Origin of the sequence: Pseudomonas sp., from assembly GCF_051660785.1 — a bacterium.
Lineage (GTDB): Bacteria > Pseudomonadota > Gammaproteobacteria > Pseudomonadales > Pseudomonadaceae > Aquipseudomonas.
Map to the genome: position 1 here is coordinate 80,304 of NZ_JBOFQE010000038.1, position 26,336 is coordinate 106,639.

Consider the following 26,336-nt stretch of genomic DNA (forward strand, 5'->3'; position numbering starts at 1 on the left):
GCAGTTGCACCGCGTCAACTTCATCGCGAGCAGGCTCGCTCCCACATGGAATGCGGTCGTACACAGAATCTGTGCTCACTGAAGATCCATTGTGGGAGCGAGCCTGCTCGCGATAGCGGTGTCAGCAGCGACACATTCATTCAGCCGGACACATTGACCGCAGCCGCACCGCGACGTTGCAGATAGATGTAGAACAGCGCCGTCAGCACCGTCAGGCCACTGACCAGCGCGCCGGTCCACGGCAGGTCCGCCAGATCCGCACCGCTGGCAACCACCAACCCGCCAATCCACGCCCCCGCCGCATTGCCGAGATTGAACGCGCTCTGGTTCAGCGTCGAGCCGAGGTTCGGCGCTTCATGCGCCTGATCAATGATCAGCAGTTGAAGGATCGGGCACAGGGCAAACGCGAAAATCCCCCACAGCACCAAAGTGATCGCCGCCGGAATCACCGAGTGACTGGTCTGGCTGAATGCAGCCAACACCACCACCACGGCCAGCGCCATGCCGACCAATGACGGCAGCAATCGACTGTCCGCCAGACGTCCGCCGAGCATGCTGCCTGCCGTCAGGCCGACGCCAAACAACAGCAGCATGATCGTCACGCCATGGGGGCTGACACCGGTGATGTCCTGCAGGATCGGCGCGATGTAGGTGAACACGCTGAACAGACTGGTCGACGCCAGCACGCTCATGCCCAAGGCCAGCAACACATTGACCTTGCCCAGCACTTTGAACTCGCTGGCGAGGTTGGCCTTGTCCATCGCGATGTCTTTCGGCAGCCAGAGCCACTGTGCGATTGCGGCAATCACACCGATCACCGACACCGCCCAGAACGTCGAACGCCAGCCGGCGTATTGCCCGAGCGCGGTGCCCAATGGCACGCCGAGCACGTTGGCCAGCGTCAGGCCGGTGAACATCATGGCAATCGCTTGCGCCCTTTTGTTCGGCGCGACCAGCCCGGCCGCGACCACCGAGCCGATGCCGAAGAATGCGCCGTGGCACAACGCGGTGACGACTCTCGCGGCCATCAACGTGGCGTAGTTCGGCGCCAATGCGCACAGCACGTTGCCGAGGATGAACATCAGCGTCATGCCCAGCAATGTGGCTTTGCGTGGCATGTTGGCTGTGCCGATCGCGAGGATCGGCGCACCGAACACTACGCCCAGGGCGTAGCCGGTGATCAGCAGGCCGGCGTGGGGAATGCTCACGGCGAGGTCGCGGGCGACGTCGGGCAGCAAACCCATGATGACGAATTCAGTGGTGCCGATGCCGAACGCGGCAACAGCAAGGGCAAGCAAGGCGAGTGGCATGCGCAAGGTCTCTGTCGGTAGTCTTGACGCTGTGATCAGGCATACGCATGCCGATGACCGTTCTCGAAGAGAGCGGGCAGTGGCAGAAATTATTGGAATTAGTCTGTGCGCAACTGAGTGCGGCGTGGTCGCTTGCAGTATAAACAGCTGCTGACATATGGCGAATCAATTATCCCTCGCCCCTTGTAGGAGCCGGCTTGCTGGCGATGCAGGCACTGCGGTCCAACAAACGGCCCGCGTCATCGTTCATCGCCAGCAAGCCGGCTCCTACAGGGCAGGGGGATCAACAGAAAAGGAGTGTGCCGTGCTTGCGACGGCTCTGGTGTTGGTGGCGGCGCTGTTGCACGCGGCGTGGAATACCCTGATCAAATTCAGCGCCGAACGGCTGCTGGTGGTGGCCTGCATGGACAGCGTCGCGATGCTGTTTGTCGTCCTGATGCTGCCGTTCGTGGCGCTGCCGCCGATTGAAATCTGGCCATGGATCCTGGCGTCGGCGGCGTTCGAATTGCTCTATCGCTATCTGCTGATCCAGGCCTATCGGGTCGGCGACCTCGGGTTGGTCTATCCGTTGATGCGTGGGCTGTCGCCGCTGGTGGTACTGGCACTGACGCTGATCTTCGCCGGGGAAGTGCTGACGAATCAGCAGATCTTCGGAATTCTTTTAATCCCATTCGGCATGCTGTGCCTGCTCTGGCAAGGCGGCGGTGGTGAACGTCTGCCTTGGTCGATGTTGCCGGTGGTGGCCCTGATCGGTCTGTGCATCGGCTGCTACACCTTTATCGATGGCCAGGCATTGCGGCGCTGGTCGCACCCTCTGGACTATCTGGTCTGGGTCACGTTGCTCAGCGCCTGGCCGTTCCCGTTGCTGGCGCTGGTGCGCAAGCGACCGGCGTTCATGCTGTTCTGGCGTGAACAGTGGCGACTGGGGCTGGCGGTCGGGTTCTGCGTGTTGTTCAGCTACGCTCTGGTGCTGTGGGCGATGCAGCTAGGGTCGATTGCCGAAGCGGCGGCGTTGCGCGAGATCAGTGTGATCCTGGTGGTGCTGTTCGGCATGCGGTACCTGAAAGAACCTTTCGGCAGGCCAAGGCTCTTAGCCTGTGGGTTGGTGCTGGTCGGTATTTTGGTGATGAAGTTCTGATGGCTACCCAACATTCTAAAACTGAAGAAAGGACTGCTTTATGACGGTTGCCCTGTGGTGCGTTTTAATCGCGATCTTCCTGCCTTATCTCTGTACGGGCGTCGCCAAGGTCGTGGGCGGGTACCGGCTGAAAGACAACCATGACCCGCGGGACTTTCTTGAATCGCTGAATGGTTTGGGTCGGCGTGCGCATGCGGCGCAGCTGAACAGTTTTGAAGTGACCCCTGCGTTTGCAGCGGCGGTGATTGTTGCGCATCTGGTGGGCACGGCGCAGCTGGTGACGGTCAACGTGCTGGCGGTGCTGTTTATTACCAGTCGGCTGCTGTACATCATTTGCTACCTGGCGGACTGGCATATTTTGCGGTCGTTGGTGTGGTTTGTGGGGATGGGGTTGATTGTCGGTTTCTTTGTGGTGTCGGTCTGAAAATATTGCGGTGATTTTGCTGGCCTCATCGTCGGAACGCCGCCCGGAGCCGGCTCGCTCCCACAGTTGATCTTCAGTGAACACAAAAGCTGTGTACAACCGAGATCCAATGTTGGAGCGAGCCTGCTCGCGATGACTATCTAACTGCAAATACAAGGCTTACGGATTGGCCTTCGCCGCATCGGCAACTTGCGGCACCTGCGGCAACGCCGCGCCTTTAGGCCAGAGCATCCAGATCTGCCCCTGCTGTTTCATATCCCCGGCCAATTGCCCGGCCGCCTCGCCGGTGCCCCAGAACAGATCCGCACGCACTTCGCCGGCAATCGCACCGCCGGTGTCTTGCGCCGCCACCGGCCGAACCAGTGCGGTGCCGTCCGGTTTAGTGGTGGATAACCACAGCAGGCTGCCCAGCGGAATCACCTTGCGATCCACGGCCGCGCTGTAACCGGCCGTCAGTGGAACGTTCAGCGAGCCGCGCGGGCCTTCATTGCTGTCCGGATTACGGGTGAAGAACACATAACTCGGGTTGCTGCCCAGCAGTTCCGGAATCCGCGACGGATTGGCCTTGGCCCACGTGCTGATGGCACCCATGGTCACGTCTTCTTTCTTCAACTCGCCTTGCTCCACCAGCCAGCGCCCGATCGGCCGATACGGATGGCCGTTCTGGTCCGCGTAAGCGATGCGCAACTGACGACCATCGTCGAGCTGGATGCGGCCCGAACCCTGGATTTGCAGGAATTGCAGGTTCATCGGATCGGTCAGCCAGGCAACCACTGGCGCCTTGACCCCTTTGGTCTCAATCGTTGCCGCGTCGTCGTAAGGCTTGAGCACGCGACCCTCGAGGCGGCCGCGCAGGCGTTTGCCCTTGAGTTCCGGGTAGATGCTGTCCAGGGAGACGATGATCATGTCCTCGGGCACGCCGTACACCGGAATGTTCGCCACGTCGGTCTGGGTCAGGCTGCCGGGGTAGACCGGCTCGTAATAGCCGGTGATCAAACCGTTGGGATTGTCATTGGCGGCGCGCAGGCCGTAGACGTCGAGGTTCTGCTTGAGGAAGCCGCGGATGTCGTTGGCGGTTTGCGGCACATTGGCGGATGCCGCGCAGGTCGAACCCCAGACCGGATCGGCCTTGAGTCGGGTGCAGGCGCTGCGCCACGAACCAAAACCGGCGACCAGGTCGGTATCGGACACGGCCGGCAGCGTTTCCCAAGTGGCGCGGGAATAGGTCGCCAATGCGTGGGTTTTAGGGGTGTTTTTATCGCCGCCGGTGCAACCAGCGAGCACGGCCACCATTGGAAGAGTCCACACGAGGTGGTGACGCCATGCCTTGAAACGGCTGTTCATGGAGTAATTCCTTTGCCGGTTGCCTGAGTGCTCCATGCGCTCAAACAACCCGTATTGATAATAGGGCTATTGGTCTTTGCCGATGACGCGAGGATACTGGCCGCCGTTTCCCGTGACCTGAAGCCACCATGACTCTTAAAAGACTTTCTGTTGTATTGCTGGCCTGCCTGGCGTTGTCTGCCTGTGGAGGTGTCGATCCGAATTCGCCGCTGGGTCAACGCAAGGCGATCTTCAAACAGATGCTCAAGACCGGCGAAGATCTGGGCGGCATGTTGCGTGGTCGTATCCCGTTCGACGGTCCGAAATTCGAGGCGGGCGCCGTGAAGCTCGACACCTTGTCCCGTGAGCCGTGGAAACATTTTCCGCAGGTGCGTGAAGAAGATCACACCAGCGCCAAGGACAATGTGTGGCAGCAACAGGCACGTTTTCAGGAAATGGTCCGCACCCTTGAAGCCGCCACCGGTGACTTGGTGATTGCCAGCAAGGTTCAGCCTTACAAGGCCAGTAACCTGGGGCCGGCGGTGCAGAAAGTCGAGGATGCGTGCAGTGCCTGCCATAAAGAGTTTCGGGATCATTAAGTTGTGGTGTATTCACTGACGCCATCGCGAGCAGGCTCGCTCCCACATTGGAATGCATACCTCTGTGGGAGCGAGCCTGCTCGCGATGGCTGCCTCAAGATCAACACAAATCCCTGGACTTTTACCCCTTCCTACTTATCCAGCTCATCGAGCGCGTTCTGCAATTCCTTGCGCGACTCGGCAAGTTTGTTTTTGCGCTTGTCGATCTTCTCCGGATCGCCTTTCTTCATGGCCTTGTCCAGGTCGGCCTGACGTTTGCTGACTTCATGTTTGGCGTCGAGCACCTTGTTTTCTCGTTCCTTCTTCAGCGAAGCGTCGGTGCAGTGGGCGGTGACTTCGCTCAGGGCGGTTTCGAGGCCGGCCTGTTGATCGGCGTTGCCGTGGGATTTGGCCAGTTCGATCTGATTGATGATGCCCTGTTTCTTCGCGGCGCAGCCGGTCAGCTCGGGGGCTTCTTCGGCGGCCATCAGGGGAGCGGCCATCACGCTGCAAAGGGTCAACAAGGCGAGCGGTGAAAGAAATTTCATAAAAGCTCCATGTGCAAAGACAATCGGATCGATGTGGCGATGGGCGTTTGAGCCTGTCGGCCCCTTTGGGTTCCCGGGCTGCCGGATGTCGTCGGCGTTTAAAAACCGTCAATCCCGGCCCTGTGTAATGTTTGACTCAGTGCCAGGACGTGCGGGTCGCGAAAAAATTCGCTCAACTGCGCCGCGCGTCCCGGGCCGATACCGGCTTCTGCCTGCCATTGTTCGGTGTTTCGATCCGCCAGTTCCTGCCATGAATCGGCAAGCCGTGCCTGGCCGGTCGGCGGCAGCCCCAAGGCTTTGACCCAGCGAGTAAACGGGCGTTGCCGGGCGCTGTTGAAGCTGTTTAACAGGCGAGTCGCGCTGCATTCGCCGAAGCCATCAATGTTAGCAAGCTCTTGAGCATCGAGGGTCAACCAATCCAGCAGGCTGTTGAGGCGGCCTGTTTCGAAAAGTTTCTCCCAGGTGCCGGGACCGATATGAGGTAAAGCCAGCCCCTGCTTGCCGCTGAGCCACGTCAGGCGGGCGAGGAATTGGCTCTCGCATCCAGATGTCGGTTGCCAGCAACTCAATGGATGAAAATCTGCTGCCGATGGCACGTTCAATTCCATGCGTTCGGTACTGCGTAGCACGACGCCGTCGAGCCTTGGAATGGTCAGTCCCGCCAGGCTGATGGACACCTGATCCCCGGGGCGGATATCCAGCTCTTCCCAGCGTCGCAGGGAGCTGACGCTCACGCGCTTGATCTGTCGGTCATCGAGCTTCAATGGCGCCAGGTCCAACACGGGTGTAATCCGGCCCGTGCGCCCGATTTTGAAGTGAACCTTGCGCACTTCGGCCAGGGCCTGGGCGAACGGATACTTCCAGGCCACGCTCCAGAAGGACGGCCGCGCCTGCCAACGCTCGGCCGGTGGGCGCTGGCTCTGACGCAAAACCACGCCATCGCTGGCGAAGGGCAAGGGCGTGCGATACCAGTGATCGCGCCATTGTTCAGCATCGGCAAATACCTTGATGGGTTGGCTGTAAGGCGCCGTGCTCGGGAAACCCATTTCATCGAGAGCCGCCACGCGGGCCGGCAGGCTGGCCGGACCCTGCGGCCAATCCCAGACAAACATCCCGATTCCACCGGCCTGTTCGGCATTCAGCTGCTTGCGGGCCATCAACCCGGCCACTGTGACGCGGGCGTTGAGGCTGCCTGCCTTGGCTTGCACATGGTCGGTCAGGCGCCAATAGAGTTCGCCTTGCACCAGTAGATCCATTGGCTGCGGCAGTTGTTGGGGAATGGCCTCGATCAGTCGGGCCGATGCGGTCCAGTCCTGACCGTTCAAGCCGTCCCCCCGACTGATCGCCTGATGCAGCACGCCGTTGCGATAGATCAGCGTCACGGCCACACCGTCGACCTTGGGTTGTATCCAGAGGTCATCTCGCTCTCGCAGCCAATGCTCGACGGCCTGACCATCTCGCAGTTTTTCCAAGCCTGTGTGGGCGATGGGGTGGGCAATCTTGCCGCCCGCCGTGCGCAAGGGTTCAGGCGCAAGACTCATGTCAAAACACTCGCGCCATTCGCTCAATCGCGCGCGGGATTGATCATAGATTTCGTCGGCGACCAGTGAGCGTCCGTGGCGGTGATAGTTGTCGTCCCAGAAATCGATCTGTTTTTGCAGGGCGGTAATTTCGTCCAGGGCGCGGGCGGGTGGCCAGTCGGGGCAGTCGTCGGCATTTGAGCTCAGGCAAAACAAGGTCAGGGACAAAGCGAAAAACAGGCGCAGAAGCATCGTGAGCGTCCTTGCTCAGGGGTGATGCTTGAAGGTTAGTCAGTATTTTCTGGCGGGAAGTGTGGGTGTTTTGCCTGGTGTTTCCGGGCTGGCCGGGCTGGCCCCATCGCGAGCAGGCTCGCTCCCGCAGTGGAACTTCAGTGAGCACAAATTTGGTGTATGGCAGGACTAATGTGGGAGCGAGCCTGCTCGCGATGGGGGCGATCCGGTGGAAAGCGAAAACCAATAAAAAGCCCCGCACGGCGAACCGTGCGGGGCTTTTGGTACCGCCAGGAAAGTCTTACAGGCCGGCTGCAGTACGCAGGTCGTCGGCGCGGTCGGTCTTTTCCCAGGTGAAGGTGGTGAAAGTATCTTCGCCCACAGTCTTGGTTGCCGGGGTACGACCGAAGTGGCCGTACGCAGCGGTTTCCTGGTACATCGGGTGCAGCAGGTCGAGCATGGTGGTGATCGCGTAGGGACGCAGGTCGAAAATTTCGCGAACCAGTTTGACGATCTTGTCGTCGCTGATCTTGCCGGTACCGAAGGTGTTCAACGAGATCGAAGTCGGCTGCGCAACACCGATCGCGTAGGAAACCTGAATCTCGCAACGCTCGGCCAGGCCGGCAGCGACGATGTTCTTGGCCACGTAACGACCGGCGTAGGCGGCCGAACGGTCAACCTTCGATGGATCTTTACCGGAGAACGCGCCGCCGCCGTGACGGGCCATGCCGCCGTAGCTGTCGACGATGATCTTGCGACCGGTCAGACCGCAGTCGCCCACCGGGCCGCCGATGATGAACTGGCCAGTCGGGTTGATGTGGAACTGGGTGTCTTTGGTCAGCAGTTCGGCAGGCAGCACGTGCTTGACGATCAGCTCCATCACGCCTTCGCGCAGGTCTTTGTACGACACTTCAGGGTTGTGCTGGGTCGACAGAACAACAGCGTCGATACCGACAACCTTGCCGCCTTCGTAACGGCAAGTCACTTGCGACTTGGCGTCCGGGCGCAGCCAAGGCAACAGGCCGGATTTACGGGCTTCAGCCTGGCGCTGCACCAGCTGGTGCGAGAAGGTGATCGGTGCTGGCATCAGCACGTCGGTTTCGTTGCTGGCGTAGCCGAACATCAGGCCCTGGTCGCCGGCGCCCTGATCTTCAGGCTTGGCACGGTCGACACCCTGGTTGATGTCAGGGGACTGCTTGCCGATGATGTTCATCACGCCGCAAGTGGCACCGTCAAAGCCGACATCGGAGCTGTTGTAGCCGATGTCCAGAATGACGTTACGCACGATTTCTTCCAGATCGACCCAGGCCGATGTGGTGACTTCACCTGCAATGATTGCCACGCCGGTTTTGACCAGCGTCTCGCACGCTACGCGGGCGAACTTGTCTTCAGCAATGATGGCGTCCAGCACCGCATCGGAAATCTGGTCGGCGATTTTGTCTGGATGCCCTTCGGACACGGACTCGGAGGTGAAGAGGGAGTATTCGCTCATCTCGATTTTTTCCTGAATTTACCGATGGTGAGTGTCGCCAGCCGGTCGCTGAAAATGGCGGACCTGGATCTGGAAACCATTACGTAAGCCTACATAGAGGCTTTCCCCGGGAACGAGTCCCGCAGCGGTGGCCCAACGGGCCAAATCGTCCTGTTCAAACCCCAACCACAGATCACCGCAGGCCTCCCTGGCCCAACTCTGGTTGTGGCTACATAACTCTGTCACGAGCAGGCTACCGCCCGGTTGCAGCAAATCGGCCATGTGCTTGAGTGCTTCGGCCGGTGCGGCGAAATGATGCAGCACCATGTTAAGTACTACGCAATCGGCCTGAAGGCTGACGCCATTCAATGCATCGGCCAGTTGCAGGCTGACGTTAGCCAGCGTTTCACGTTCGCAGACCTGACGCGCCAGTTCGAGCATCGCCGGGCTGTTGTCCAGCGCCGTCACCTGGGTGAAGCGGCGCGCCAGTTCCGGCAGAAATTCACCGTCGCCGGGGCCGACTTCGATGGCCGTCGCGCCGTCACTGAAACTCAGCTTGTCGAGCAAGGCCACCACGCTTTCGCGGTATTGCGGCAGGCCGGCGATCAAGTCTTGCTGGGCACGAAATTTCTCCGCGACCCGTGAGAAAAAGTCCTGACTGGCGGCGGCTCGTTGCCCGTGGACCTGAGCGATCCGTGATTGCACATCGGTCGGCAGGGTCAGGTTGTCCACTTCTTCGAGCAACGCGGCGTGCAGCTTGCCACCCAGCAGATCAGTGTGGGGCAGGGCGCGACGGTAGAAAATCGCGTTGCCTTCACGGCGGGTCGCCACCAGTTCGGCCTGGGCTAATACCTTGAGGTGGTGACTCATGCCGGACTGACCAATACCGAAGATCTGCGCCAGTTCCAGTACGCCAAACGAATCGTTGGCCAGCGCGCGCAATACATTCAGCCGCAGAGGATCGCCGCCGGCCTTGCACAGGGCCGCCAGCTCATCGCAATCGTCATGTTGAATGGAAGGCACGCGTAAATTCATAAGGCCAGCAGTCTAGTGACGCTCAGAAATCACCGCAAGAGCAATATCAAAAAGTTTTGATATTGCTCGATGGATGGCACTTCTCGGCGTTAGGTTCAGTCAACAAACGAACTGCGGAAAGGTTTCATCAGTCGAAACCGCCGTTAACAATTGGAAAAACGCCTCCAGATGACTATCTGTCATTGCCCCGAGGCGGCCCGGTGAGGGAAAATGCTCGCCTTTTTTCCGTTTCGTTTTATTCAGCCCCCAGGAGATCAGCGATGCCCAGCCGTCGTGAGCGTGCCAACGCCATTCGTGCCCTCAGCATGGATGCCGTGCAAAAAGCCAACAGCGGCCATCCCGGTGCCCCTATGGGTATGGCGGATATCGCCGAGGTACTTTGGCGTGACTACCTGAAGCACAACCCGAGCAATCCATCGTTCGCCGACCGTGACCGCTTCGTGCTGTCCAACGGTCACGGCTCGATGTTGATCTACTCGCTGCTGCACCTGACCGGCTACGACCTGTCGATCGATGACCTGAAAAGCTTCCGCCAACTGCACAGCCGTACCCCGGGTCACCCGGAATTCGGTTACACCCCAGGCGTTGAAACCACCACCGGTCCACTGGGCCAAGGCCTGGCCAACGCCGTAGGTTTCGCCCTGGCTGAAAAAGTCCTGGCGGCGCAGTTCAACCGTCCTGGCCACAACGTTGTCGACCACCACACCTACGTGTTCCTGGGTGATGGCTGCATGATGGAAGGCATTTCCCACGAAGTCGGCTCCCTGGCCGGTACGTTGGGCCTGGGCAAACTGATCGCCTTCTACGATGACAACGGCATCTCCATCGACGGCGAAGTCGAAGGCTGGTTCACCGACGACACCCCGAAGCGTTTCGAAGCCTACAACTGGCAGGTGATCCGCAACGTCGACGGTCACGACCCGGAAGAGATCAAGACCGCCATCGAGACCGCGCGTAAAAGCGATCAGCCAACCCTGATCTGCTGTAAGACCACCATCGGTTTCGGTTCGCCGAACAAGCAAGGTAAAGAAGACTGCCACGGCGCCCCGCTGGGTGATGCGGAAATCGCGCTGACCCGCGCTGCACTGAAATGGAACCACGGTCCGTTCGAAATCCCGGCTGACATCTATGCCGAGTGGGACGCCAAGGAAGCCGGCCGCGCGGCCGAAGCCGAGTGGGATCAGCGTTTCGCTGCCTACTCCGCTGCTTTCCCAGAGCTGGCCAACGAACTGGTCCGTCGCCTGGGCGGCGATCTGCCGGAAGACTTCGCGGAAAAAGCCTCGGCTTATATTGCTGAAGTCGCGGCCAAGGGCGAAACCATCGCCAGCCGTAAAGCCAGCCAGAACGCACTGAATGCCTACGGCCCGCTGTTGCCTGAACTGCTCGGCGGCTCCGCTGACCTGGCCGGTTCCAACCTGACCCTGTGGAAAGGTTGCAAAGGTGTTTCGGCTGAAGACGCCAGCGGCAACTACATGTACTACGGCGTCCGCGAATTCGGCATGAGCGCAATCATGAACGGCGTGGCTTTGCACGGCGGCCTGGTGCCTTACGGCGCGACCTTCCTGATGTTCATGGAATACGCCCGCAACGCGGTGCGCATGGCTTCGCTGATGAAGAAGCGCGTGGTGTTCGTCTACACCCACGACTCCATCGGTCTGGGCGAAGACGGCCCGACTCACCAGCCGATCGAGCAACTGACCAGCCTGCGCAGCACACCGAACCTCGACACCTGGCGTCCAGCCGATGCCGTTGAATCGGCCGTTTGCTGGAAAGAGGCGATCGAGCGCAAGGACGGCCCTTCGGCGCTGATCTTCTCGCGTCAGAACCTGCAGCATCAGGAACGCAGCGCGCTGCAGATCGCCGACATCGCCCGTGGCGGTTACGTGTTGAAGGACTGCGAAGGCGAGCCTGAGCTGATCCTGATCTCCACCGGTTCGGAAGTGGGCCTGGCGGTTCAGGCTTACGACAAGCTGACCGAACAAGGTCGCAAAGTGCGCGTTGTTTCGATGCCTTGCACCAGCGTGTTCGATGCTCAGGACGCCGGCTACAAGCAAGCAGTTCTGCCGTTGCAGGTCAGCGCCCGTATCGCTATCGAAGCCGCTCACGCGGACTTTTGGTACAAGTACGTGGGCCTGGAAGGCCGCGTGATCGGCATGACCACCTTCGGCGAATCAGCGCCTGCGCCAGCCTTGTTCGAAGAGTTCGGCTTTACCCTGGAAAACATCCTGGGTCAGGCTGAAGAGCTGCTGGAAGACTGATCCAGAAAAGGTGTTGCCTGAACTGACGTCATCGCGAGCAGGCTCGCTCCCACATTGGAATGCCTTTTCCTGTGGGAGCGAGCCTGCTCGCGATAGCGGTGGCGCAGGCGATGCTGCACTAACGGATTCACCACGGTAATCGAGAACCCCATGCCTCAACCGCGTCCTTACAAAGTTGCACTCAACGGCTACGGCCGGATTGGTCGTTGCGTCTTGCGTGCGTTGTTTGAGCGAGGCGAAAAGGCCGGGTTTGAAATTGTCGCGATCAACGATCTGGCTGACATGGCCAGCATCGAATACCTGACACGCTTCGACTCCACTCACGGGCGTTTTCCCGGCGAAGTGCGGGTTGAGGACGATTGTCTGCATATTCAAGGCAACTGCGTGAAGGTCCTGCGCAGTGCCACCCCCGAAGGCATCGATTGGGCGTCCCTGGGCGTCGATCTGGTGCTGGAGTGCTCCGGCGCTTACCACACGCGTGCCGATGGCCAGCGGTTCCTCGACGCCGGCGCACCGCGTGTGCTGTTTTCCCAGCCGATGGCCAGCGAGGCGGATGTCGACGCCACCATCGTCTACGGCGTGAACCAGGATTGCCTGACCGGCGACGAGTTGCTGGTGTCCAATGCGTCCTGCACCACCAACTGCGGCGTGCCGCTGTTGCGCCTGCTGGATCAGGCCATTGGTCTGGAATACGTGTCGATCACCACCATTCACTCGGCCATGAACGATCAGCCCGTGATCGACGCCTATCATCACGAAGACCTGCGCCGCACGCGTTCGGCGTTCCAGTCGGTGATTCCGGTGTCCACTGGTCTGGCGCGTGGTATCGAACGCCTGTTGCCGGAACTTGCCGGGCGAATTCAGGCCAAAGCCGTGCGGGTGCCGACGGTGAACGTGTCTTGCCTCGACATTACGATGCAGACCGTCAGCGACACCGACGCCACCGAGGTCAACCGGATTTTGCGCGAGGCCGCCACCAGCGGCCCGCTCAAAGGCCTGCTGGCCTACACCGAGTTGCCTCACGCAAGCTGTGATTTCAACCATGACCCACATTCGGCCATCGTCGATGCCAGTCAGACCCGAGTTTCCGGCCCACGGCTGGTGAACATCCTGGCCTGGTTCGACAACGAATGGGGTTTTGCCAACCGAATGCTGGACGTTGCAGAACACTATCTGCAAGCAGCTGCCTCTCCAAAACAGTAGGAAATGCGACCCATGACCGTGTTGAAGATGACCGACCTCGATCTGCAAGGTAAGCGCGTACTGATCCGCGAAGACCTCAACGTCCCAGTCAAGGACGGTGTTGTCACCAGCGATGCGCGAATCCTGGCTTCGCTGCCGACCATCAAGCTGGCCCTGGAAAAAGGCGCGGCCGTGATGGTCTGCTCGCACCTTGGCCGTCCGACCGAAGGCGAGTTCTCGGCCGAGAACAGCCTCAAGCCAGTCGCTGACTACCTGAGCAAGGCCCTGGGCCGTGAAGTGCCGCTGGTCGCCGACTACCTGGGCGGTGTCGACGTCAAAGCCGGCGACATCGTCCTGTTCGAAAACGTGCGCTTCAACAAAGGCGAGAAAAAGAACGCTGACGAACTGGCCCAGCAATACGCCGCCCTGTGCGACGTTTTCGTAATGGACGCCTTCGGCACCGCTCACCGTGCCGAGGGCTCGACCCACGGCGTGGCCAAGTTCGCCAAAGTCGCCGCCGCTGGCCCGCTGCTGGCTGCTGAACTGGACGCACTGGGCAAAGCCCTCGGCGCGCCAGCCCAGCCGATGGCGGCCATCGTTGCCGGCTCCAAGGTGTCGACCAAACTCGACGTGCTGAACAGCCTGAGCCAGATCTGCAACCAGCTGATCGTCGGCGGCGGCATCGCCAACACCTTCCTGGCCGCTGCCGGTCACCCGGTCGGCAAGTCCCTGTACGAACCGGACCTGCTGGACACCGCTCGCGAAATCGCTGCCAAGGTCAGCGTGCCGCTGCCGGTCGACGTCGTGGTTGCCAAGGAATTCGCTGAAAGCGCCACCGCGACCGTCAAGCTGATTGCTGACGTGGCCGCCGACGACATGATCCTGGACATCGGCCCGCAGACCGCAGCGAATTTCGCTGAACTGCTGAAGTCGTCCAAGACCATCCTGTGGAACGGCCCGGTCGGCGTGTTCGAATTTGACCAGTTCGGCAACGGCACCAAAGTGCTGGCCCAGGCGATCGCAGAAAGCTCGGCGTTCTCCATCGCGGGCGGCGGCGACACCCTGGCTGCCATCGATAAATATGGCGTTGCCGATCAGATCTCCTACATTTCTACCGGCGGCGGCGCGTTCCTCGAGTTCGTGGAAGGCAAGGTGTTGCCAGCCGTTGAAGTCCTGGAAAGCCGGGCCAAGGCCTGAGGTCGTCCATTTGACCACGCAAAGGAGTGTTCTCATGGTCAAGCCGTTAGCGCTGTTGATCGCTGCGGGTATGCTGGTGGCTTGCGGGAGTAACCCAAAAGCCAAGCCGGAACCTGCACCGCAGTCGGTAGAGAAAGGCTGCTATCAGGCCGACTGGCAAGCGGAAACCAACCCCGTGATCAACAAGCGTTCCGGGCCTGACGGCCTGGAGAAATACGAGACCCAGACACCGGCCAAGGAACATGGTTGCCCTTGACGGGTCTGACACTTTACTCAGGGCTGGCGGCGTTCGCCGTCAGTCGAGGAACATGGATGAAAGGTTTTATCGCCGTTACGGCGTTGGCATTGCTGGCCGGTTGCTCGAATTTCAACCTGTTCAAGCCTGCCGAATCCACGGACAACTGGACCACCTGGACTTGCGACAGCCAGGCCAAAGTGCTCTGGCGCTACGTCGATGACAGCCGCAAGGAAGTCGACGTGCGCCTCGGCGGGGCCGATCAGGTCTACCGCTTGAAGCTTGAGCCGGGCGCCGAAGGTTCGCTGTACAGCAACGACATGCTGGCGTTTCACGTAAAAGGTGAGGAAGGCCTGGTTTACTGGGTTGCCACCAATGATTTGATTGGCCGCGGTTGTAAGGCGCAGTAATTGACACACCACGGACCTAATGTGGGAGCGAGCTTGCTCGCGATAGCGGTCTGACAGTCATCAAACTGTTGGCAGCCTGGCCCTCATCGCGAGCAAGCTCGCTCCCACAGGGTTTTGTGCAATATCCAGATTCTGGCAACACCGAATTCGCAGCCCGGGCCAACCCCCGATCTGCAATAACTTGAATAGCCGCCGCCGCTACGGCAGGCTGGCACGATTAACGACCCAAACCGGGAGAGACACACACAATGGCACTTATCAGCATGCGCCAGATGCTGGACCACGCAGCCGAGTTCGGCTACGGCGTTCCAGCCTTCAACGTCAACAACCTTGAGCAGATGCGCGCCATCATGGAAGCCGCTGACAAGACTGACTCCCCGGTGATCGTCCAGGCTTCGGCCGGTGCTCGCAAATACGCCGGCGCACCGTTCCTGCGTCACCTGATCCTGGCCGCCATCGAAGAATTCCCGCACATCCCGGTGTGCATGCACCAGGACCACGGCACCAGCCCTGACGTCTGCCAGCGCTCCATCCAGCTGGGCTTCAGCTCGGTGATGATGGACGGTTCCCTGGGCGAAGACGGCAAGACCCCGACCGACTACGACTACAACATCCGCGTCACCCAACAAACTGTAGCCCTGGCTCACGCCTGCGGCGTATCGGTAGAAGGCGAGCTGGGCTGCCTGGGTTCGCTGGAAACCGGCATGGCCGGTGAAGAAGACGGTATCGGCGCTGAAGGCGTTCTGGATCACAGCCAAATGCTGACCGACCCGGAAGAAGCCGCTGACTTCGTCAAACGCACTCAGGTCGACGCCCTGGCCATCGCCATCGGCACCAGCCACGGCGCCTACAAATTCACCAAGCCACCGACCGGCGACGTGCTGGCCATCGACCGCATCAAAGAAATCCACAAACGCATTCCGAACACCCACCTGGTCATGCACGGTTCGTCTTCGGTTCCGCAAGACTGGCTGGCGATCATCAACCAGTACGGCGGCGACATCAAAGAAACCTACGGCGTGCCGGTTGAAGAAATCGTTGAAGGCATCAAGCACGGCGTGCGCAAGGTCAACATTGATACCGACCTGCGTTTGGCTTCGACGGGTGCGATGCGTCGTTTGATGGCTACCAATCCTAGCGAGTTTGATCCGCGTAAGTTCTTTGGTGCGACTGTTACTGCGATGCGTGACGTATGTATCGCTCGTTACGAAGCGTTTGGTACTGCGGGTAATGCTTCGAAGATCAAGCCGATCTCGTTGGAAGCGATGTACCAGCGGTATTTGAAGGGTGAGTTGAACGCTAAGGTTAACTAAGCCTTAGTGTTTGAATAGCGTTAATAAAAAACCCGCCGAGAGGCGGGTTTTTTGGTGGGATAAATAAAACTGTCGCCTTTAGCGCGGTTTGCGGCTTGGACCTTCACCAGGCTCTCTTGACCCATAGAAGCCGGACATGCCTGATTTGGAGGACATTACAGGGTAGCTCGACTTTATAGTGCTATGGTTAACATTCTTAACGCTTCCATCAGCAATCTTGATACTAAGAATGCCTGGCTGTTTCTCAATGGATACTATCTCTCCCTGTAGCGTTGTGTCATTCTCGAGTTCTAAGTTGACTAATTCCCCGAGGGTATATTCAGATATTTCTTTAATAGTCATTTTAAGTATTCCATTACAAGTTAATGAGGCTGGTAGCGGAAAGAAGGCAGAGTTATTTCCACTGTTCCACTGTTCCACTGTTCCACTGTTCCACTGTTCCACTGTTCCACTTTTTCCTGTTGCGTGGAGAGGGATAGGTGGCGAGTCTTGTTTACGTACCTGTAATAGTTGACAGTTTTTATTACTTTTTTGCGATAGTGGAAGTAGCTAACTGGAAGAAGAGAAAGAAAGGGGGCGGATTTTATCGCCCCCTCTTCAAAGGATTACCCGTCAATAATTAGAAGGTAAATAAAAGGGTGCACCCATTAGCCGGTCTCAAATCAAGGCTAATGGGTGTCCCCTTTGTCCCCTTTGTCAAATGCCTCTTTGAATAACTCATCCTTGTTGGCCTTTTTCTGAGTAGGCTACGGTCAGATTTAATAATTGAAACCATTGTGAGAATGTCTGGCCGTTATCACCGCTCGTGCGTATGGCAAGGCTATGCTGATCACCCGGCAAGCCATTTATTGTAAAAGCAAAATCCCCATTTCTGGTAAAGACTCTTGCGTACTCCCCACCTCTACCCGCCTCATGTAGATATACAGTGGTTTGTCTTTCGGTACTTCCTGTGACGGTATATTCGCCGTCAGCATAATTACCTGTACGGCTCATATCTATTGAGATTGTCATGCGCGTGCTCTCCCTGCGTTTTTTTGGGGTGCCTTGATGAGGGTAGGTTGAAGGATGAGTGCGGTCACCTGTAAGAGTTGACAGTTGTTAATATTGTTTTGCTATTAGAAAACAAACTTTACTGGCGAGTGAAATTAACGGTACGAATAAAAAACCCGCATAACTGCGGGTTTCTATCGCCTGAAAATTGACTATTGGGCTTTATTCGTATCGAACCCACGCTGCTCAATCACCCCAAACACATCGGCAATGTCTTGCACCATGATCCGGGCAATGTTCGTGACGGTGTTGATGTCGTGTTCTGCATAGTCCGGCAGGCTGGTGCAGGCCATGAGATTCAGGTATTTGAGGACGGCATTGAGGCGTTCGCTGACGCAGTTGTGGAGTTCGCGTAGCGGGGCGTCGCTGTCGATGAGCAGGACGGGGTAGTTGGTGGCGAATTGGGACATTGGAGTGAAGCGGCGGGGCGGATTGTTCATTGTCATATGTAAAGCTCCTCGAATCTAAAAGAAGAGCTACGACCGTTCGCTGCGAAACGAATTGGGTGGTAGCTGTGTGCGGGTTCGCAGACCGAGGATACGAGGAACCCGGCAGACCCGAAGGTCTCCCACACACAGCCACCATAAAAAAGGATGACGAGTGCTGAGGCGCCCGTCTTTTTCGAGGCGCTAGGTTACTACACGTATCGTTAGGGCTGCGAAACCCTATCGCCAACGGTGTCAGCGACAGGCCAACTTTAGGCAGCAATTCAGGCTCCCGCAACCGACCTGTAGGACGCCTATCTGGCCTTTTAGTTAGGTGGGGTGGTTATGGTTTACGGCGTAACCGCAATAAAACAGGGCGCTGTGGGGAGTCATCAGAAATTGACGGCAGGATTTTGGGATGCTTCGCCGTCCAGCGCGAGCAAGCTCCTTCGCCACGGTCAGAGGCGTCCTACGAGATTTTCAGATTCTTAGATGATTGGTTTGTAGCAGCTGTCGAGCTTGCGAGGCTGCGTTCGGCTCGGGCCGCGTTCGGACGCAGCAGTCGTAAATCAGGCAACGCATTTATTCAGGTAGACCGGGTTCATCGGGCTTGCGAGGACTTCGTCCTCGGACGCAGCCTCGCGTTGCTCGGCAGCTGCTACAGGGGGTGTGGTGTTAGCGTCCCGGGATGCGTTACCACGCGGACGGTTCGACGCCTTGACGTGGGAACGATCGCGGTGGGGGATTACTTATCGTGATCAATATCCAGCTTGCTGAACGTCACTTTCCCGCCTTCACTGGTGTACCCCGTATGGTCTTGCACATAAACCCCAGCCTTGAAGTACAACGGCTTGTCGCGCCATGTCGCGCTGATGTCGGTGTCCCACTGGTAGCCCGCCGCACTGATGCCCAGCGCTCCGCCAGGACTCAGGTGGATGAGGTAGGAAAACTCCCGGTCAAGTTTCACCCCGGTGGCAATCGTGATGACTCGACCTTCGCCGTCATCCGGGCGCATTCGCACCTTGGCGACGATGTTGCCCGACTGCGTACTGGTCTTGTACTGATACTCGAGTTTCACCATGGGTTTCTGGCTTTCATAGGCGTGGATCTGGCCGATGACGATTTTGCCTGAGCTCGGCACCTGGTTGACCGCGAGGGTGGCGCGCAGGGAGTTGTCGGCGTCCGGGTAGAGCCAGTTTTTCAGGGTGCCGTTGCTGTAGGTTTCGCGCAGCTCGGTGCGTGGGTACTTTGCATTTGCTGTTTTGGAGCCGGTGACCGGTGACCAGAAAAACAGGGTGCCGGTGTCGGAGTGGAAGTATTGATCCTTGAAGCCTTTCACCAGTTTGGGGGTGTCAACGGTGTAAGGCGGGTTGCCGACAGGAACACTGAGGTTCCAGGTTGCGAGATCGATCATAGACAAAAGCTTCCACGAATTTTTTACTGCACGCACGTGCCAGAAGCTCTGGCACGCGCCTTGGGGGCAGTCCTTATAAGCGCAGAAGTTCAATTTGTTAATGCGTAAATGACAAGCGGATGGCGTCAAAATCCTGTTAAAAGGCCATCTTTCCCGGTTTCAGGGGGCTGTAGAAGCGACCGTTAGTCGGCAAATGTACGTGATGGTTAAATGATGGCGCACTGACAGCTTCTGCTTTTGCGGATCCCGGTCTAGAGTGAAGTCTCAGTATTTGTCCGGTTTTCACGAGAAACCGGCCTGACGCCCCGAATAAGAGAAGCAGCATGGAATGCGCGCAACCCACGCCAGCCGAAGGCAGCTCGATCCTGTTAATCGTTGATGATTACCCTGAAAACCTGATCAGCATGCGCGCGTTGCTCCAGCGCCAGGATTGGCAGGTGATTACCGCGGCTTCCGGCTTTGAAGCCCTCAGTCTTTTGCTTGAACACGATGTCGACCTGGTGCTGCTGGATGTGCAGATGCCCGGCATGGACGGTTTTGAAGTCGCGCGCCTGATGCGCGGCAGTCAGCGAACCCGTCTCACACCGATAATTTTCCTGACCGCCAACGAACAGTCCCAGGACGCCGTGATCAAGGGCTACGCCAGCGGAGCGGTCGATTACCTGTTCAAGCCGTTCGACCCGCAAATTCTCAAGCCCAAGGTTCAGGCGTTGCTCGAGCATCAGCGTAATCGTCGTGCGTTGCAGCGCCTGAGCCACGACCTGGAGGTCGCTCGCGCATTCAATGCCTCGGTGCTGGACAACGCCGCCGAAGGCATCCTGGTGGTGGGTGAGGACGGTCTGATCCGCTTTGCCAACCCGGCGATGTCGCGACTGCTCAATGCCACGGTGCAAGACCTGCAAGGCAGGGAGTTTCTGGATTTCCTGCAAAAGCCGCATATCCCGGTCTGGATCGATTCTGAGCTTTTAAGCGGTTACAAACGCGGCGAAACCCTGCGCCTGCACGACGCGCTGCTACGAACTGCGCCCGGCCAGCAAGTGCCGGTGGCGCTGTCGTGCGCGCCGTTGCCCAGTGAACAGCACGCGATGGTGGTGACGGTGCTGGACATGTCGGTGGTGCGCCATCTGCATCAGCAACTGGAATTCCAGGCAGTGACGGATCCCCTGACCGGGCTGCTTAACCGTCGCGGCTTTTACCAGACGGTTGAAAATCTGCTGTTGCGCGGCGAGCGCACCGACAGCGCCTGGGTGCTGTTGTACCTGGACCTCGACGGCTTCAAGCGCGTCAACGACTCCCTCGGTCACGATGCCGGCGACCGGGTGCTGCGCTGGGTGTCCGAGCAATTGAAGGCCTGTCTGCGGCCCTTCGACATACTGGCGCGCATGGGCGGCGACGAGTTCACGGCGCTGCTGGATCTGGAGTTCCCGGAGCAAGCGGCAAAGATTGCCGAGAAACTCATTGAGCGGGTGTCGATCTGTCAGCAGATTGATGGTCTGGATATCGCCTTGGGCGCCAGCATCGGCATCGCCACTTACCCGGATTGCGGTTCCAATCTCGATGGATTGCTGCGTGCGTCGGACATTGCGATGTACGAAGCCAAACGTGCCGGCCGACAGCAATACCGTTTCTACGATCACGACATGAATGGGCGCGCGCGCTCGCGGCTGATGCTCGAAGAGAGCGTGCGAACGGCCATTGAGAACCGCGATTTCAACCTCGTGTATCAACCACAGGTGGCGATTGACGGCGGGCAGATTCGTGGTTTTGAAGCGCTATTACGCTGGCAGCACCCGAGCGTCGGCGACGTACCGCCGGGGCTGTTTTTGCCATTGCTGGAGGAAGCGCGACTGATTAGTCGTCTGGGCAGCTGGATCTACCATCGCGGCGCCGGCCAGCGCAAAGCCTGGGAAACCTTGTTTGCTGAAGATCTGGTGCTGGGCGTGAGCTTGAGCAGCACACAGTTCGGCATGCCCAACCTGGTCACTGAATTGCGCCAGGTGCTGGAACGTCACGGCTTGCAACCGCGTTATCTGGAAGTCGAAGTGACGGAAGAAGCGTTGATGCAAAACCCCGAGGAAACCCGCAAGACGCTGCGCCTGCTGCGCAATCTAGGGGTGCGGGTAGCGCTGGATGACTTCGGTTCCGGGCCGTGCTCGCTGTCTCATCTGCGCGACCTGGAGCTGGACACGCTCAAGCTCGATCGGCATCTGATCGCCCGGTTGCCGGAGTCTGAACGGGATGCGGCGCTGGTGCGCAATGTGATCGACCTGTGCAAGCAATACGGGATGCTGGTGATTGCCGAAGGGGTTGAAACCGTCAAGCAATATGAATGGCTGCAGGCCAATGGTTGCCAGTACGTGCAAGGTTTTCTGGTGGGGCGGCCGATGATGGCCGAGGACGCCGGTGACTTTGTGGCGCCGTTTGACTGGAGCGCGCTGACCCGCTGAATTCGCTACACTGGCGACCTTTTCGTGATTCGTGTTGCCGCCGCTAATGACCGCGTTGAAATACCTCCAGGCCTATCCCGCTGCGTTGCAGGACCAGGTGCGCCAGCTGATCGCCGAAGGTCGGCTGGGCGACTACCTGACCAAGCGCTATCCGGAAAAACACGCGGTGCAGAGTGACAAGGCGCTGTACACCTTTGCCCTGGACCTCAAGCAGGAATACCTGCGTAACGCGCCGGCCATCGACAAAGTGTTGTTCGACAACCGCCTGGACCTGACCCATCGTGCCCTTGGCCTGCACACCACGATCTCGCGGGTCCAGGGCGGCAAGCTCAAGTCCAAGAAAGAAATCCGCGTCGCCTCGTTGTTCAAGGAAGCGCCTTCCGAGTTTCTGAAAATGATCGTGGTGCACGAGCTGGCGCACTTCAAGGAATCGGATCACAACAAGGCGTTCTATAAACTCTGCGAACACATGTTGCCGGGGTATCACCAGGTGGAGTTTGATTTGCGGGTGTACCTGACGTGGCGGGATATGCAGTAAGAAGATCAAGGAGCGCACAGGTGGATGTGAGCAAGACAAAGAGCAGTTTCTACCGCCGTTTATACGTGGCGTACCTCATCGACAGTGGCCTGGCGAGCAGCGTCCCGGCGCTGACTGAAGTGACCGGCATGCCCCGGCGCACGGCACAGGACACGATTGCGGCACTGGCGGACCTGGACATTATTTGCGAGTTCGAGCAGGAAGAGGGCGCGCGCAACCATGCGGGGCGTTATCGGATTCGCGAGTGGGGGGCGATTGATCGGGGGTGGATCGAGCGCAATTTGCGGCAGGTTAAAGCGGTGTTGGAATATCCCTGAGTTCTGCGGTGATACGACTGACGCCATCGCGAGCAGGCTCGCTCCCACAGTGGATCTGTGTCGACCACTAAGTCCGGGCCGACCCCAAACCCTGTGGGAGCGTGCCTGCTCGCGATGAGGGCCTCAAGGGCGACGCATCCCGATATGCGGAATGTCATCCTCCAGAAACTCCTCACCCGTCACGACAAACCCGTACCGCCCGTAATAACCCTGCAAATGTGATTGCGCCGAAAGATAGATCGGCACCTCGGGCCAACGCTTCCCGGCCTGTTTCAACGCCTGGGCCATCAATTCATGCCCAAGCCCGGCGCCACGCGCCCCGGGCGCAATAATCACCCGCCCGATCACCACGTCGCCGCCTTGGGTTTCCGGGTCGAGCAGGCGCAGATAGGCCACCAGCCGATCCCCGTCCCACGCCATCAAATGGCAGGTGTCACCGTCCAGATCCTGGCCATCGACATCCTGATAGGCGCATCTCTGTTCGACAACGAACACCTCAGCCCGCAATTGCAGAATGGCGTACAGCTGCTCTTTTCCCAGATCGCTGTGGTGTTTGCAGACCCAATCGATTGTCATCTTCACTTTCCTTGAGCAACGTCGTTCCGATACTAAGCGTCCCGGCGAAATATGTCTTTATGGCGGAGAAATCTGTGACAAAGGCCAAAATGCCATCATTCATTTCGCGCGGCGCTGTCTTCTTTGTGTAATCTGCGATGAAGCGCTGTGCAGTGGCTCCAATGAGCTAATGTTGAGTACCTGGCTAGTCGGTACATGTGTCTTGGAGTTTTGGCAGAAAAATACGCCGGGCAGCCCGCCCGCTAAGGATTTTCTAGCATGCCGCGATTGCATCGAGCGTTTGCTTTGATTGGATTGCTGTTGCTGACACAGAGCGCGGCAGCGGAAAAGCTGCGTCTGGTCGCCGACGCCTGGCCACCGTTTACCGACGCCACGCTGGTCAACGGGGGCTTGGCCACCGACATTGTCAGCACCGCGCTGGCCCGGGCCGGTTATGCCAGTGATTTCGAACAGGTGCCTTGGGCGCGAGCGTTGCTCGGCGTTGGCGAAGGACGTTACGACGTGCTGGTCAACGCCTGGTACACCGACGAACGCACGAAACTGGGGCAGTTTTCTGGGGAGTATCTGCTCAATCGTGTGCGCTTTCTCAAGCGCAAGGACGCGCCGATCGAGTTCAGCAATCTGCAGCAATTGCACACTTATCCGATCGCGGTGGTGCGAGGTTATGCCTACTCACCGGATTTCGACGATGACGTGTCGCTGCAAAAAGTCCCTGTGCATAACTTCGCCATGGCCGTTCGAATGGTCGCGGCTGATCGGGTCAAGTTGACGCTGGAAGACGAATACGTCGCCCGTTATTACCTGGCTCGGGAATCCTCCAAGGTGCGCAATGCCGTGGAGTTCCTGCCCAAGGCGTTGAGCGAGAACAGCCTGCACATACTGGTCAGCCTGAAGAATCCGCAGCATGAGCAAATCGTCGCCAGTTTCGACCGTGAGATTGCGGAGATGAAGGCGGATGGGAGTTATGAGCGGTTGATGAAGCAGCATGGGATGTGAGGTGCGGCTGATGGCCCCATCGTCGGAGCGCCGCCCAGCCAACACAAACCTCAGGCCTCGCTGGTGTCCTTGATGAGATGCGCCGCCAACGTCCGCAACGGCCCCAACTGCCGGCAGATCAACGCCAACTGCGTCTGCACCAACCGCTGCCCTTCATCGATTTCATCCGGCATCTGCTCAAGCGTATTGGCCAGCGCCTCTTCCTCGTCGCTCTGAATCGCAATCGGCTGCTTGCTCGCCAGCCCTTGGGCGATCTCGTCGATGCTGGCCGCCAGGCTCACGCCCGCGCCGTCGATTAAATGCTCGCGCACGTCCGGCGGCAGTTGGGTTTCACGGTGTGCACCCAGTCCCGACAAATAGCTGAGCAAAGTGTGCGACAGCACCAGGAATCGAAACCCGACATCCGCTTCCTTCCGGAAATGCCCCGGCTCCATGAGCATGTTGGCCAGCGTTGTCGACAGTGCAGCGTCGGCGTTGTGGGCGTTGCGTCGGGCGAGGCGATACGCCAGGTCGTCGCTTTTGCCGGCGGCGTATTGCTGCATGATCTGGCGCAGGTAAATGCTGTTGCAGGTCAGGGTGTTCGCCAGCACTTTGTTCAGGCGTCGGCCCTGCCAGTCCGGCAGGAACAGGAACACCGCCAAGCCGGCGATCAGGCTGCCGAGCAAGGTATCGAACAACCGCGGCAGGAACAGCCCATAACCATCCCCGACCTGGTTGAAGCAGAACAGCACCATCAGGGTGATCGCGGCGGTGGCCAAGGTGTAGCGGGTGGTGCGGTTGATAAAGAACACTACTCCGGCGGCGATCGCGAAACACGACTGGACCAGCGGATTGGGGAACAGATCGAACAGCGCCCACGCCACCGTCAGGCCGATCGCGGTGCCGATGATCCGCTGCCCGAGTTTGCGCCGGGTGGCGCCGTAGTTCGGTTGGCAGACAAACAGCGTGGTGAGGATGATCCAGTAACCCTGCGACGGGTGAATCAAATGCACCATGCCGTAGCCGATGCTCAAGGCGAGGGGCAGGCGCAGTGCATGACGGAACAGCAGCGACGTCGGCGTCAGCTGCGTGCGCAAGCGAATCCACACATCCTTGAGGTTGCGTGGCGAGCGGTCGAGCAGGCTGCTGTCGGTGGCATCGGCCAGGGCGTCGGGGTTGCTGGCGTCGCTGAGCAAGCGGTCGAGTGTGCCGAGGTTGGCCGCCAGTGCGCGCAAAGAACGCAGTAAACCGCGCCAGGCCGGATTGCTTTGGGTGCGCAGGTGTTCGATGGAGGCGTGCAGGTCGCTCAACGCTTCGGCAAAGCTGGCGTCATAGAGGAACGGCTGGCGCATCTGGATCGATTCCGCCAGCGCCCGGCAGGCTTTGCCTTGTTGACGCAACAGGCGCTGACAGCGGAACAGCACGTCGCTGTGGAAGAACGCCTCGGCCAGCGCGTTGTAAGGGTAGTGCGAAGAGCTGGCGCGCTCGTGGATGTCCTGGGCGAGGAAGTACAGCTTGAGGTAACGGCTGACTTTCGAGCCCGGTCGACCGTTGCCGACCCGGTGAAGGATGATTTCTTTGGCCGCATTGAGAGCCGCCACCACCCGACCGTTTTGCTGGGCCAGTTCCAGTCGGCGCGCTTCCACGTCCATCTGCCGGATCGGCTCGAACAGCGACGCCTTGAGTTTCAGGTAATAACCCAGCTCACGGAATAACCGCGCCAGGCTCTGCTGCACCGGCTGGTTGGAAAACATCGCCTGCCACAGCACCGACAGCAAGCCGTACCACGCTGCACCGGCCACCAGCAGCACCGGTTCGTGCCAGAAATCGGTGACCGCGCCGCCGCGCTGGTCCACGCCGATCATGGTGTAGACCGACAGAATCAATGTGGCCGAGGCAATCGCACCATAGCGCTCGCCGAGGGCGCCGAGCATGGTCAGGCAGAAGGCGGCCAGGGCGAAGGCGATGATGAAAAAGACGGGATAAGGGAACAGCAGTTCGACCGATAGCGCGGCGACCAGAAAACACACCAGCGTCACGGCCAGCGCGTTGAGACGGCCCTGCCAACTGTCGTCAGTCTCGGCGAGAGCGCTGGCGATAATCCCCAGGAACAACGGGATCAGCAGCCCCATTTCATCCTGATACCAACAGACGGCCATAGTGCCGGTCAGGGCGATGAACACCCGCACGCTGTAGCTGAATTTATCCAGCGCCCAGAGACGGCGCAGAGACTGACGAAAAGAGGTCGATGACATGAAGTGCGAAGGCCTTCCGAGGCAATGCCGCTAAATTGAGCCAGTAATGACGCCGACGCAATGGCGCCGAACACATCTGACAGCAAAATCTGTTCCTTAAGTTCCATGTCGTCTGCCAGGACGCCTTCGCCAGCAAGCCGGCTCCTACAGGGTTTGCGTCATGCCC

General features: G+C 59.0%; 24 protein-coding genes. 13 read left to right on the forward strand and 11 right to left on the reverse strand.

Annotated features, from left to right (window positions below):
* Nucleotides 1-140 precede the first annotated feature (140 nt).
* Nucleotides 141-1,310 (reverse strand): MFS transporter, encoded by a 1,170-nt coding sequence (locus tag ACRC4F_RS08815; protein WP_438658952.1) that lies wholly within the window; start codon nucleotides 1,308-1,310, stop codon nucleotides 141-143.
* A gap of 304 nt (nucleotides 1,311-1,614) precedes the next feature.
* Between ACRC4F_RS08815 and ACRC4F_RS08820 the strand changes: the two genes are divergently transcribed.
* Both ACRC4F_RS08820 and ACRC4F_RS08825 read left to right on the forward strand, forming a co-directional pair.
* A complete protein-coding gene (locus ACRC4F_RS08820; RefSeq protein ID WP_438658953.1) occupies nucleotides 1,615-2,448 on the forward strand; it encodes an EamA family transporter in 834 nt (277 codons plus the stop codon).
* A 40-nt stretch (nucleotides 2,449-2,488) separates the two neighbouring features.
* A complete protein-coding gene (locus ACRC4F_RS08825; RefSeq protein WP_438658954.1) occupies nucleotides 2,489-2,872 on the forward strand; it encodes an MAPEG family protein in 384 nt (127 codons plus the stop codon).
* Nucleotides 2,873-3,031: 159 nt separating this feature from the next.
* On the opposite strand, the gene mltA is transcribed toward ACRC4F_RS08825, so the two are convergent.
* A complete protein-coding gene (gene mltA / locus ACRC4F_RS08830; RefSeq protein ID WP_438658955.1) occupies nucleotides 3,032-4,216 on the reverse strand; it encodes a murein transglycosylase A in 1,185 nt (394 codons plus the stop codon).
* A 128-nt stretch (nucleotides 4,217-4,344) separates the two neighbouring features.
* On the opposite strand from mltA, the gene ACRC4F_RS08835 reads away from it, so the two are divergent.
* A complete protein-coding gene (locus tag ACRC4F_RS08835; protein WP_438658956.1) occupies nucleotides 4,345-4,794 on the forward strand; it encodes a c-type cytochrome in 450 nt (149 codons plus the stop codon).
* A 131-nt stretch (nucleotides 4,795-4,925) separates the two neighbouring features.
* On the opposite strand, the gene ACRC4F_RS08840 is transcribed toward ACRC4F_RS08835, so the two are convergent.
* The 4 genes from ACRC4F_RS08840 to ACRC4F_RS08855 all read right to left on the reverse strand — a co-directional run bounded on the left by ACRC4F_RS08840 (nucleotide 4,926) and on the right by ACRC4F_RS08855 (nucleotide 9,578).
* Nucleotides 4,926-5,321 (reverse strand): DUF1090 domain-containing protein, encoded by a 396-nt coding sequence (locus ACRC4F_RS08840; protein ID WP_438658957.1) that lies wholly within the window; start codon nucleotides 5,319-5,321, stop codon nucleotides 4,926-4,928.
* 98 nt (nucleotides 5,322-5,419) lie between these two features.
* Nucleotides 5,420-7,093 carry an NAD-dependent DNA ligase LigB gene (gene ligB / locus ACRC4F_RS08845; RefSeq protein WP_438658958.1) on the reverse strand — a complete coding sequence of 558 codons (1,674 nt, stop codon included), beginning with the start codon at nucleotides 7,091-7,093 and terminating at the stop codon, nucleotides 5,420-5,422.
* 280 nt (nucleotides 7,094-7,373) lie between these two features.
* Complete coding sequence (metK, locus tag ACRC4F_RS08850; protein WP_010466931.1) at nucleotides 7,374-8,564, reverse strand: methionine adenosyltransferase; 1,191 nt, start codon at nucleotides 8,562-8,564, stop codon at nucleotides 7,374-7,376.
* Between the two features lie 18 nt (nucleotides 8,565-8,582).
* Complete coding sequence (locus ACRC4F_RS08855; RefSeq protein WP_438658959.1) at nucleotides 8,583-9,578, reverse strand: ArsR/SmtB family transcription factor; 996 nt, start codon at nucleotides 9,576-9,578, stop codon at nucleotides 8,583-8,585.
* Between the two features lie 260 nt (nucleotides 9,579-9,838).
* Between ACRC4F_RS08855 and tkt the strand changes: the two genes are divergently transcribed.
* The 6 genes from tkt to fba all read left to right on the forward strand — a co-directional run bounded on the left by tkt (nucleotide 9,839) and on the right by fba (nucleotide 16,173).
* Nucleotides 9,839-11,836, forward strand: coding sequence for a transketolase (gene tkt / locus ACRC4F_RS08860; protein WP_438658960.1), 1,998 nt, complete (start codon nucleotides 9,839-9,841; stop codon nucleotides 11,834-11,836).
* Nucleotides 11,837-11,986: 150 nt separating this feature from the next.
* Nucleotides 11,987-13,039, forward strand: coding sequence for an erythrose-4-phosphate dehydrogenase (epd, locus tag ACRC4F_RS08865; protein WP_438658961.1), 1,053 nt, complete (start codon nucleotides 11,987-11,989; stop codon nucleotides 13,037-13,039).
* 12 nt (nucleotides 13,040-13,051) lie between these two features.
* Nucleotides 13,052-14,215, forward strand: a complete 1,164-nt coding sequence (locus tag ACRC4F_RS08870; RefSeq protein ID WP_150633739.1) for a phosphoglycerate kinase — start codon at nucleotides 13,052-13,054, stop codon at nucleotides 14,213-14,215.
* Between the two features lie 34 nt (nucleotides 14,216-14,249).
* Nucleotides 14,250-14,471, forward strand: coding sequence for a hypothetical protein (locus ACRC4F_RS08875; RefSeq protein ID WP_010466937.1), 222 nt, complete (start codon nucleotides 14,250-14,252; stop codon nucleotides 14,469-14,471).
* Between the two features lie 56 nt (nucleotides 14,472-14,527).
* Nucleotides 14,528-14,860, forward strand: coding sequence for an MliC family protein (locus ACRC4F_RS08880; RefSeq protein WP_438658962.1), 333 nt, complete (start codon nucleotides 14,528-14,530; stop codon nucleotides 14,858-14,860).
* Nucleotides 14,861-15,108: 248 nt separating this feature from the next.
* Complete coding sequence (fba, locus tag ACRC4F_RS08885; protein ID WP_046045276.1) at nucleotides 15,109-16,173, forward strand: class II fructose-bisphosphate aldolase; 1,065 nt, start codon at nucleotides 15,109-15,111, stop codon at nucleotides 16,171-16,173.
* A 717-nt stretch (nucleotides 16,174-16,890) separates the two neighbouring features.
* Here the strand turns inward: fba and ACRC4F_RS08890 are convergent.
* From ACRC4F_RS08890 to ACRC4F_RS08900, 3 genes are all read right to left on the reverse strand, one after another.
* Nucleotides 16,891-17,184 carry a hypothetical protein gene (locus tag ACRC4F_RS08890; RefSeq protein ID WP_438658963.1) on the reverse strand — a complete coding sequence of 98 codons (294 nt, stop codon included), beginning with the start codon at nucleotides 17,182-17,184 and terminating at the stop codon, nucleotides 16,891-16,893.
* 191 nt (nucleotides 17,185-17,375) lie between these two features.
* Nucleotides 17,376-17,669, reverse strand: coding sequence for a fructose-bisphosphate aldolase (locus ACRC4F_RS08895; RefSeq protein WP_438658964.1), 294 nt, complete (start codon nucleotides 17,667-17,669; stop codon nucleotides 17,376-17,378).
* A 724-nt stretch (nucleotides 17,670-18,393) separates the two neighbouring features.
* Nucleotides 18,394-19,062, reverse strand: coding sequence for a polysaccharide lyase family 7 protein (locus ACRC4F_RS08900; RefSeq protein WP_438658965.1), 669 nt, complete (start codon nucleotides 19,060-19,062; stop codon nucleotides 18,394-18,396).
* A gap of 323 nt (nucleotides 19,063-19,385) precedes the next feature.
* Between ACRC4F_RS08900 and ACRC4F_RS08905 the strand changes: the two genes are divergently transcribed.
* Genes ACRC4F_RS08905 through ACRC4F_RS08915 form a run of 3 tightly spaced genes read left to right on the forward strand, consistent with a single transcriptional unit; the run spans nucleotide 19,386 to nucleotide 22,364 of the window.
* Nucleotides 19,386-21,509: a putative bifunctional diguanylate cyclase/phosphodiesterase gene (locus ACRC4F_RS08905; protein ID WP_438658966.1), complete on the forward strand. Its 2,124-nt coding sequence runs from the start codon at nucleotides 19,386-19,388 to the stop codon at nucleotides 21,507-21,509.
* Between the two features lie 46 nt (nucleotides 21,510-21,555).
* Complete coding sequence (locus ACRC4F_RS08910) at nucleotides 21,556-22,047, forward strand: M48 metallopeptidase family protein (RefSeq protein WP_438658967.1); 492 nt, start codon at nucleotides 21,556-21,558, stop codon at nucleotides 22,045-22,047.
* A 20-nt stretch (nucleotides 22,048-22,067) separates the two neighbouring features.
* Nucleotides 22,068-22,364 (forward strand): winged helix-turn-helix domain-containing protein, encoded by a 297-nt coding sequence (locus tag ACRC4F_RS08915; protein WP_438658968.1) that lies wholly within the window; start codon nucleotides 22,068-22,070, stop codon nucleotides 22,362-22,364.
* A gap of 123 nt (nucleotides 22,365-22,487) precedes the next feature.
* Here the strand turns inward: ACRC4F_RS08915 and ACRC4F_RS08920 are convergent, their stop codons facing one another.
* Nucleotides 22,488-22,940: a GNAT family N-acetyltransferase gene (locus tag ACRC4F_RS08920; RefSeq protein ID WP_438658969.1), complete on the reverse strand. Its 453-nt coding sequence runs from the start codon at nucleotides 22,938-22,940 to the stop codon at nucleotides 22,488-22,490.
* Nucleotides 22,941-23,198: 258 nt separating this feature from the next.
* Between ACRC4F_RS08920 and ACRC4F_RS08925 the strand changes: the two genes are divergently transcribed.
* Complete coding sequence (locus tag ACRC4F_RS08925; RefSeq protein WP_438658970.1) at nucleotides 23,199-23,936, forward strand: substrate-binding periplasmic protein; 738 nt, start codon at nucleotides 23,199-23,201, stop codon at nucleotides 23,934-23,936.
* A 50-nt stretch (nucleotides 23,937-23,986) separates the two neighbouring features.
* On the opposite strand, the gene yccS is transcribed toward ACRC4F_RS08925, so the two are convergent.
* Nucleotides 23,987-26,170, reverse strand: a complete 2,184-nt coding sequence (yccS, locus tag ACRC4F_RS08930; RefSeq protein ID WP_438658971.1) for a YccS family putative transporter — start codon at nucleotides 26,168-26,170, stop codon at nucleotides 23,987-23,989.
* Nucleotides 26,171-26,336: the final 166 nt, after the last annotated feature.